We start from the raw sequence: 9,810 nt of genomic DNA, 5'->3' as shown, positions 1-9,810 counted from the left end.
TATTTGTCAGTCAACCGCAAACATTACTACTGGGTATGGTGGCTGTGTTAATTAGTTGTGGATTGTGGCTGCAAATTGCAACTGCCAAAAATTTGCCAGTTGCTTCTTCTCATGCCGTAGTCGGCGCGATCGCCGGATTTAGTTGGGTTGCTGCTGGCACGAGCGCGGTAGAATGGTCGTCGCTGGGGACGATTTCACTAGCATGGGTAGTTACGCCACTAGTTAGCGGGACGGTGGCTGCGGGCTTTTATTTACTGATTAAACGATCGATTCTGGAGCAAGAGCAACCACTGATTCAACTCGATACTTGGATTCCCTGGTTATCGCTGATTTTGGTGGCGGTATTTGGCGTAATCGTCTTACCGACTGTTGTGGAAACTTTACCCTCAGACTTTTTACCCGCTGTCCCCCGCCACGATCTTTCCCTGGGTTTGGGGGGAATGGCGGCGCTGGCGATTACGTTAGTAGGTTGGCGGCGACTCAGAGCGGAGCAGATTGCCGCCTCATCCGAAATCCCCGCCGTTATCGAGCGACAACTAGCAAGATTTCAATTACTCAGTGCTTGCTGTGTGGCATTCGCCCACGGCTCCAATGATGTCGGTAATGCGATCGCGCCGTTAGCCACCATCTTATATATTCAAAATACTGGTACCGTCCCCCAATCGAGTTTGGAAATCCCCTTGTGGGTGCTGGTACTCGGTGGCGTGGGAATTGTCACGGGTTTGGCTATTTGGGGCAAACAAGTCATCGCCACCATCGGCGAAGGAATTATCAAGCTCGAACCGAGTAGCGGATTTGCCGCCGAACTCGCCACCGCCGCCACGATTTTGATTGCTTCGAGTCAAGGGCTACCCGTCTCGACTTCCCACGCTCTAGTGGGTGCTGTGGTGGGCGTAGGTGCCGTCAAAAATTGGCGATCGCTCAGCCTCGATACGCTCAAATCGATCGCGCTCGCGTGGATTGTCACAATTCCGATCGCGACGCTCCTCAGTGCGGGTATATTTACCGGGCTACGCTACTTTTTTACTTAAAGCGGGAGTTTAAGATCGGGCGGAAGCTCCCAGATCCATGATGAGCTTGGTCAATAAGTATACTCTCGGGGCGATGCGATCGATATCGATATATTCAGCTTCGGTATGTGCCCCACCGCCGACGAGTCCGAGGGCATCGAGGGTGGTGGTACCGACAGCAGCGGCATAATTGCCATCCGTACCGCCGCCGCTACCTTCTACGCCCAATTTGAGACCGATGGTTTGATAGATGGCTTGCGCTTTTTTGACGAGGGCGTCGGTGCCGGGATTGGCAGGAAATGGGGGACGTCCGCGTTCGGCGATGACTTTAATTTGGGCACAGGGCAACAGTTTATTTTGAGATGAGCGGGTAAATTCTCTGGTCAGGCGATCGTACTCTGGAGCTTCCAATACCCTCACATCTGCCTCAACTTTGGCGGCATCGGGAATCGTATTCCGCGCATTGTCACCCGTATGCAGCACTGTAAAATTAACTGTCGTTTTTTTCTGAGGATTGTCGAGTTTGCTTAGTTGTAATGTTTGGTGAGCGGCTTCAAGGAGAGCATTGCAGCCTTTTTCTGGCTCGGCTCCAGCGTGAGCTTTGCGCCCGGTTACTTCTAGTCCGTAATAGCCGATGCCTTTGCGCCAGGAGGTGACTTTATCTTGAGGCGAACCAAATTCTAAGACGAGCGCCACATCATGTTTTTTAGCAGTTGCTTTGATTAATTCCCGCGAACCGATCGATCCTTTTTCTTCATCAGGATTAATCAAAAAAGTAATCGTATCGAAGTTCTTGAAATTTGTCTGTTTCAAAATTCTCAGTGCTTCGACACCTAATAAGATACTGCCTTTATCATCCATCACTCCTGGCCCAATGGCTTTGCCGTTGGCAATTTTGAAGGGATTTTTGGCGGCGGTACCTTGCTTGAAAACAGTATCGGTATGGGCGAGTAACAGGATTTTACCTTTACCAGTACCTTTAATGGTGGCAATAATATTTCTACCCGCACTAGGTTTGGCGGTGAAGGTTTTAATATCTGTAGTTACCGATTTAAGTTGCTCGATGACTAGATTTTCAACTTTAGTTAAGCCCTGAAGATCGCCCGTTCCTGAGTCGATATTGACGAGTTTTGCTAATGTTGTCAAGAAGCCGCTGGGCGATCGCTGTGCCCGATCGTAAATTGCCGGATCGGGTTTTGCTACGCCTAATTCTGCCTGTCCTAGAATTAGTAAAAGTGTCAAAATAAAGCAAAGCAGCACCCCAATGACAGCAGACATCTTGATTTTCATTGTCAATTCATTCCCAAATTGGTAATGTGATACCACGCGATCGCAACCCTAAGCTAGGATTGGCTGAATTATTAATAAGACGATCGATGAAATTCGATCGCCCCTCAAGAATATCGATTGGGATGAAAATATCTAAATATGCCAAGTTCACAGTTAGAGCAGCTTTATCAGTCCTCGATCGATGCTACCAATACATCACTAAAGACCCAGCCGTATGCGGTTTGACCTTTGTTATTGCGGAACTTGATGTAGACAGCTCCGCCACAGACTGGATCTTCAACAAATTTTAGCGTCCTGATGACCTCACCATGTCTGAGTTTTCCCACCATTCGACCTTCTAAACTTTTAGTCGCCCACACCCTGAGATAGCCAGTTTGTTTATCCTGCAATTTAATTTGTTCTTGTCGAGAACCGTTATAGCTATAGCAGCTAGCCTGAACGGTATCGACATTAACATTTCCAACCAACAAGGTCATCGCCAGTCCGATCGCGGTAAGTTGTTTCATAAATATCTGTTTGGCAATATTTTATTTATCAAACAACAGGCGATCGACACTTTCCAGACAAATTCTTTAAAGTTAACTATAAGCATATTTCGGGGCTAAATGCTCGGCAATTAAAGCATCGATCGCACTGAGGGATCGATCGCGATATGCACCGTAGCGTTCTTGCTTGTTCTTGATTTTGGTTGGTAGCTCTTGGAAGATGCCAAAATTCGGGGGCATTGGCTGGAAATATTTCGGTTCGGCGGTGCTGATGAAATCAAATAGGGAACCCATCATCGTGACATTCGGCATCACGATCGGTTCTTTGCCTAGTGCCAAGCGGGCGGCATTCGTGCCTGCTAGCCAGCCGCCAGCAGCAGCGGCGGTATAACCCTCGGTACCGATGATTTGTCCGGCGGCGAGGAGGGTATTACGGCTGTGGAATTGGAGGGAGGATGAGAGTAATTTTGGTGAGTTGATAAAGGTATTGCGGTGCATCACGCCCAAGCGGACGAATTCGGCATTCTCCAAGCCGGGAATCAGTGAGAAAATCCGCTTTTGTTCGCCCCATTTCAAATTAGTCTGGAAACCGACCATATTCCACAGTTGTCCGGCTTTATCTTCCTGGCGAAGTTGAATGACGGCGTAGGGGCGGTGAATTTGGTTCTCAGGAGCTTTGAAATCGCCGCGACGACCATCGAATAGTCCGACGGGTTTTAGAGGGCCATAACGCATCGTTTCCTCGCCGCGTTGGGCTAATTCTTCGATCGGGAGGCACGCTTCAAAGAATTTCGCAGTTTCGCGATCGAAATCCTTTAATTCGGCTTGCTCGGCATTACACAGCTCTTGGCGAAAGTGGAGGTATTGCTCCTTATTCATCGGACAATTGAGGTAGGCGGCTTCGCCTTTGTCGTAGCGAGATGCGAAGAAGGCAATGTTTTTATCGATCGAATCACCCACGATAATCGGACTGGCGGCATCAAAAAAGTTGAGGTATTCCATTCCCGCCAATTTTTGAATATCTTCGGCGAGTGCGGGTGCTGTCAATGGCCCAGTGGCTAATACGACGATGCCATCGCGGGGGATTTCGGGTACGGTATCGCGGCGAAATTCGACGAGGGGATGATTGGCTAGGGTTTCGGTCAGATCGTGGCTAAATTTACCGCGATCTACTGCTAATGCGCCCCCGGCGGGGACGGCATGATGGTCGGCTTTATTGATAATTACCGAACCCAAGCGACGGAGTTCTTCGTGCAATAATCCGGCGGCGCGATCGGTCGATTGGGCACCGAAGGAGTTACTACAGACCAGTTCGGCGAGTTCTTCGCTATGATGCGCGGGACTCAATGTGTGGGGACGCATCTCATATAGAGTCACGGGGACGCCAGCCTGGGCGATCTGCCAAGCTGCTTCGGTACCTGCTAAACCACCACCAATCACCTGAACGCGCATATTAGCTAAGATCTTGAAGTCTGCTGCTCTATTATAAGCCGCCTGGGCTTGGGAGGAATAGATCGGGCTTGAGGAGAGGGGGACTGGGGGACTGGGGGACTAGGGGACTGGGTGTTTCCTTTACCCTAAAGCCTAAAGCCTAAAGCCGAGCGATAATCGGCTAATTCTCGAATCAGGAAATTGAGAAAAAAGATCGTTGTTGCAAGTGCCACTGCGAAAAAAATTAGCCAAATACTTGCCTCTAGTAACCGAGCAGTGCTTAAAAAAGAGACTGCGACTACCGAACATAGAAAACTCAACCCGTATGCTGTAACTACTCCCATCAGGACGATCGCCATTAGCGTCAATTTTGGTTGTCGGTACCAACCCATTAGTACCACGAGCGACAATCCAATGATGGCAATCGCGATCGCGACTTGTGGCGTTTTATTCCCAATGATGCCACCATAATAAAACCCTAACCACACGCATGAAATCGCGGCTGAGCTAAAAATCGAGAGCTTTGAGACAATCGATTCTTTGCTAGTCAACAGCCCGATCGCCAATGCCATCGTAGAAACTAAGAAACAGCTAAATAAACCGATAGTCAAGTACCATTTTGGGTCTTCTGGAGTTCGACCTAAAACACCAAAAATGTTCTGAGTAGCTGCCTGTAACGACCCGATCGTCAAGCCTCCCGTTGCAGCTAACATGCCTAAAAATTTTAGCTTTTTCAAGACTGGACTAACCTCTCTCAATTATCGGGATAGCAAAGTTTAGATCGACCCAATTATATTAGAATTACATAAATCTCCCAGTAGTGGCAATAAGATCGAACGATTTTAATTAATATTTTCCGACATGCGACGTCAATTTTTATTAGCTACGATAGTTTTGTTACTATTACCGCCGATCGCTTATGGTCGATCGTATTTCTTGCGACCGCAGCGCACGGCGACATCGCGCTCGCTATTTACAGGGATTGAGTATCAACGTCAGGCAAGATCGCAACCGCGTCCGGTGATGATACATATCGTGAAGATCGATCTCCAAACTGCGGGACTGAGATTATTAGTAACGCCCCAATCGCCACAAAATTCGCGAACTACTTCGGCTTTCATTCGAGAATTTAAGACCAAGTTAGCGATTAATGCTAGTTATTTCTCCCCATTTTACGATCGAACACCGTGGGATTATTACCCGCGATCTGGCGATCGTACCGTACCGAATGGTGAAACTATTTCTAATGGCGATCGCCATACGCCACCATTAGAAAAATGGCCAGTTTTGTGTATTTCTCAGAACAATACTGCTAGGATTATCGATCGCGGTCGCTGCCCTAACGGGACGTTGAATGCTGTTGCAGGTCGCGAATTATTGGTAAGTAACGGTCGAACAACAGTGGGGAAATTTGCAGACGACGAGCAGAAACCTTATCCGCGTGTTGCGGTTGGAATCGATCGATCGGGTACTAAATTATGGTTGATTGTTATCGATGGGAAGCAACCACTTTATAGTGAGGGTGTCACCAAAGTAGAGCTATCACAACTCATGGCAAAATTAGGCGTAGATACAGCCATCAATTTAGATGGTGGCGGCTCGACAACGCTAGTCGTCGATACTGGCAATGGAGCCACGGTATTAAATGCACCCATTCATGCAAAAGTTCCCATGAATGAACGTCCGGTTGCCAATCAGCTCGGGTTCTACTTACCCTAAATTACCGCATACACCTGGGCTGTTTTTACTCTTTTTCGGTATCTGTGACTCGCCAGCTAAGTTTTGAATTCAACCAAAAGTTTAAGAAGGTTATCATCGCGATCGCGATGAGTTTGGCTAGATATTCATTGAGATGAACGATATTAAATAAGATATTCACAATTAGGACATTGAGAATTACACCTGCTAAACAAACTAAATTAAACTTGAGAAATCGCCGCAATCGTTTACGATTTCCGATTTGTTTGCTAGAGACATCGCCAAAAGTCCATAGGTCGTTCCACAAGAAGTTATTAATAATCGCGATTTCAGATGAGAAGATTGCACTCCGAGTCAAACCAATCTCTAAAACAGTTCTGAGTAGATAAAATACGCCCAAATCGACAAAAACACCGCTAAAACCGACGATTCCAAATCGGAGAAAGCGTGTCACAGGCCATAAAGAAAACCTTAGCGTAATTAAATGCTGGAGATACTCGATGTACTGTTTCCAGGTAACTTTACTCGCACCCGCAACCCGTTCGCGAAACACATAGCCTGTCTCGGCAATCCAGCGAATTTGTCCCCTCGCTGCAACTTCAATTAAGATTTTATACCCAACCGGACTCAGCAGTTTACTCGCGATCGCACTGCGGCGCACCATAAAAAAGCCGCTCATCGGATCGGTGAGCCGACCGATGACTTCTGGTAAGATTGCTAAGCCCAACATCTGGGCACCGCGCGACAAGAAGCGACGGACGATGCTCCATTCGCTGACGCCGCCGCCTTCGACGTTGCGGCTGGCTACCGCTAGCTCTGCACCTTTTTCGATCTCGCCCCAGAGCTGTAGGATGATTTCTGGTGGGTGTTGCAAATCGGCATCGATCACGCCGAGTACTTCGCCCTGAGCGGCTTGCCAACCCCTGATGACTGCCGTTGACAGCCCTCGCTCAGTTTCGCGGCGAATGACGCGTAATTGGGGATAATCGGGAATCAATTTACTAGCTAATTCCCAGGTGCGATCGGGACTATCATCATCTACTACGATCAGTTCGTAATCTGTGGGGATTTGCCGATCGAGTATCTTAGTTAAAATACCGACTATCTCTGCGATATTCTGACTCTCATTATACGTCGGAATTATCAGTGAGAATTTTGGTAATTTTTGCTGTAGATTGACTCCAGACGGTTGGGCTGGTATCAGTAATGAACCAGTAGGGTTGGGCAGTAAGGGACTAGCTGGAATCATAAAAATTTTAACCGTGTAGATGCGATCTATTTAATTAAGTAGTCAATCGGCTGTTCATTAGGCTTCTGAATGAGATAATTATACAGATATTTTTTTTCAAATTGCGGTAGTTCCGATAATGATAGTTGCTTTAATGCAAATTGGCGATCGCCAATAACTAATGGCTTGGTACGGCGAGTCAATCGACCATTGGTAGTTTCTAAGAAAATAACATTAGTACTAGCAACTTCGCGTTTCATTTCTGGCTCGGTAATCCAGTCAATTGCCGCACTGACATGTAATAAATCGCGCTCGGCGGCAATTTTCGATCGCCAATTCGATTGCAGTCGGTACAATTGGGGCTGCCATTCCCACTGAGTTGGAAACTGGTAAATATGCGCCATGACGTGCGGTAGTTCCCATTCGATTCCTTTGATCTGTTTGGGATCGGAGACACCTCTAGGCTCGCGAAAGGGGATTGGTTGGCGGGTATCGCGCAATCCAGTCGGCTCGACAAAAATCACCGTTCCTTCGGTCACATCGGGGCACAGCCGCACCACGTCCGTCCAAAAGCCTCTTTGATGCTGCCACATCAACTGATAATCTTGCTGAACTCTCAGTCCAAATCCTACTAATAGCGCGAACATTCCGGCTAATCCGAAGATCGCCAACCGCTTGCGACCGTGTTTATTGGCGACGTTTAAGATGACAGAACACAGGCAAGCAGCCAAAATTGACGTGCCGACAATTGCTGCGACATGCACTCGCGCCGTTCTCCCACTCATCGCAAAGCCAAAGGTCGTCATTGCCAGCGGATAAGCTAATACCAACGCACTCGCCCCAGTAAGCAGGGGTTTGGCGTAAGGCTTCAAGATGCTCGGAAGTTTGGCAAATCTTTTAGATCGATCGAATGTCCGTAAGCTGAAGACTTGAGCTAGTGGCTTGATTTTGAAGCTAAATAGCAAGGAGCTGAAAATTAAGCCAGCGGGGATGCAAAATAATAATAGTTCGCCATTTAGTTTCAATAAGGTTTCGATCGGTCGATAGATTAACATCGCCAGACTAGTAATCGAACCGAAGATCGGATTTAAAACTAGGAGCATTACTGATTGGGGTGTGAAGTTGGAAATTTGATTTTCTCCAACCAACTTTCGTAAGATCCCCGCACTGACAATAACCGCAATTAGGACTAAACTATGCTTGACTAATTCTCTTGGTAATTTGGCATCCCATTTACGATTAAATAATGGCGCAACAAAGAAGACTGTTACCAATGGCTCGTAAGAAACCAAGCACAAAAAGACAATTAAATAAGATAATTTTTTAAATCTAGATAAATAGCAGTGAAAAGCAATCAGTAAAAAAGCTAACGATGGTTGAATTCCGAGTGAATGAGTTAAATAATCTCTAGTTGTATCAGCCGGAAATAAACAAAATGCCAGCGAGCCAGTCCAAGTAAAGATCGGATCGCCATATAGTTTCTCTAGTAACAAGTAGAATAACCACGCATTAATTGTCACGATCGCAAAACCGATCGCATACGCAGATGGCAATCCACCTAGCTTAATCCCCAAAAATGAGAACAAGAAAATCAAACCATCATGAAATGGCCGACCCTGAAAGCCAGTATCAAATACAATCTTATGAAATATTTGCTCCCAACTCAGTCCGATAATTGTCGGAATCCTCACCCAGTCATCTTCATACAATCCAAAACTAGCTGAGTACCAAAAATTTGCGATCCAGACAATTGCAGCGAGTAATGCAAAGGCTACAACTCTAGGAATAGCTACATCTCCAACTGGACGCTCTTTAGTATAGAATTGTCCGTGTTTTACATTCATTAATAAATACCTATTGATTAGCGATCGTCGCGACTTGGCAGCCGCTCCTCGGTTCGCTCGATCGAGAAAAGTATCAAAGCGATCGCTAACTAGATCGAGTAACAATCTACCATCCGAAACGATCGGCAAGCGATCGAGGCTTTCACATCTCAAGCGAAAACCCATCTGATTATAAGTGGAAAGATTATTTTTGAGATCGGCTAATTATCTTAACTCGATCGCCCACATTGACTAGCCAATTCTCAATTAATTTAATGCGATCGAGATCGTTGACATTAATCGCTCGATACTTATCTAAAATTGATAACTTTATAACAAAAGCGGCAAGCGATCGCCTGCTGCTTTCAAGATGTTACGAGTCTAAAAGGATGTTTGAAAAGTCTAATTGCTTCGTTTATGGTGGGTAAATCCTCCTAAATCCCCCTGCTTGGTGCAACACCTGCGGAGGAAACCTCCGCGTGATTGCATCCGCTTTTTAAGGGGGTTGGGGGATTTAGATCTCCGATTCACACCGAAAAGCCTTTTCAAACACCCTCTAAGTCGATTAGTTTCGATTACTAACTCCATTTAACATCGTTGACACTCCGTTCATATCTGTGAATTTTGTGTCCTGTCTAGACCTGTCGGCGATCGTTTCTCCCAGTTGAGTCATATAATCATTCCAAGGCACTTCAGCTTCTGATTCGTCACTGAAGTAATCGCGAGCCGAAGCAAAATAATCTTCAGTTTCATTACCTGCGATCGCGCCGTTGACTACCAATCCGAGGATATCAACATGGGACATTTGCAGCTTTGCTTTGGCGGCTAGCACGCTGGTAGCATCG

At 46.7% G+C, this 9,810-nt stretch carries 8 protein-coding genes and 1 pseudogene; 2 read left to right on the top strand and 7 right to left on the bottom strand.

From position 1 onward, the window contains the following. On the top strand, positions 1–1,031 hold a 1,031-nt coding region (locus tag RMO35_RS03095), incomplete at its 5' end, for an anion permease (RefSeq protein ID WP_309738479.1). 9 nt (positions 1,032–1,040) lie between these two features. Here the strand turns inward: RMO35_RS03095 and RMO35_RS03090 are convergent. The 4 genes from RMO35_RS03090 to RMO35_RS03075 all read right to left on the bottom strand — a co-directional run bounded on the left by RMO35_RS03090 (position 1,041) and on the right by RMO35_RS03075 (position 4,953). Continuing rightward, a complete protein-coding gene (locus RMO35_RS03090) occupies positions 1,041–2,300 on the bottom strand; it encodes a glutamate carboxypeptidase (RefSeq protein ID WP_309738477.1) in 1,260 nt (419 codons plus the stop codon). 167 nt (positions 2,301–2,467) lie between these two features. Beyond that, positions 2,468–2,806 carry a hypothetical protein gene (locus RMO35_RS03085; RefSeq protein WP_309738476.1) on the bottom strand — a complete coding sequence of 113 codons (339 nt, stop codon included), beginning with the start codon at positions 2,804–2,806 and terminating at the stop codon, positions 2,468–2,470. A gap of 72 nt (positions 2,807–2,878) precedes the next feature. Continuing rightward, positions 2,879–4,237 (bottom strand): FADH(2)-oxidizing methylenetetrahydrofolate--tRNA-(uracil(54)-C(5))-methyltransferase TrmFO, encoded by a 1,359-nt coding sequence (gene trmFO / locus RMO35_RS03080; protein WP_309738474.1) that lies wholly within the window; start codon positions 4,235–4,237, stop codon positions 2,879–2,881. A gap of 125 nt (positions 4,238–4,362) precedes the next feature. Beyond that, positions 4,363–4,953, bottom strand: coding sequence for a hypothetical protein (locus RMO35_RS03075; RefSeq protein ID WP_309738473.1), 591 nt, complete (start codon positions 4,951–4,953; stop codon positions 4,363–4,365). 157 nt (positions 4,954–5,110) lie between these two features. Between RMO35_RS03075 and RMO35_RS03070 the strand changes: the two genes are divergently transcribed. Continuing rightward, complete coding sequence (locus tag RMO35_RS03070) at positions 5,111–5,935, top strand: phosphodiester glycosidase family protein (RefSeq protein WP_309738472.1); 825 nt, start codon at positions 5,111–5,113, stop codon at positions 5,933–5,935. Positions 5,936–5,960: 25 nt separating this feature from the next. Here the strand turns inward: RMO35_RS03070 and RMO35_RS03065 are convergent, their stop codons facing one another. The 3 genes and pseudogenes from RMO35_RS03065 to RMO35_RS03055 all read right to left on the bottom strand — a co-directional run. Then, positions 5,961–7,163 carry a glycosyltransferase family 2 protein gene (locus RMO35_RS03065; RefSeq protein ID WP_309738471.1) on the bottom strand — a complete coding sequence of 401 codons (1,203 nt, stop codon included), beginning with the start codon at positions 7,161–7,163 and terminating at the stop codon, positions 5,961–5,963. Between the two features lie 26 nt (positions 7,164–7,189). After that, positions 7,190–9,151 carry a hypothetical protein gene (locus tag RMO35_RS03060; RefSeq protein ID WP_309738470.1) on the bottom strand — a complete coding sequence of 654 codons (1,962 nt, stop codon included), beginning with the start codon at positions 9,149–9,151 and terminating at the stop codon, positions 7,190–7,192. Positions 9,152–9,530: 379 nt separating this feature from the next. Beyond that, a pseudogene (locus RMO35_RS03055) lies at positions 9,531–9,810 on the bottom strand (lipopolysaccharide biosynthesis protein); the annotation flags it as partial.

The organism is Chamaesiphon sp. OTE_20_metabat_361, from assembly GCF_031364565.1.
Note: the sequence above shows the minus strand (reverse complement) of the source record. Positions and strands in the feature narration are given on the sequence as shown.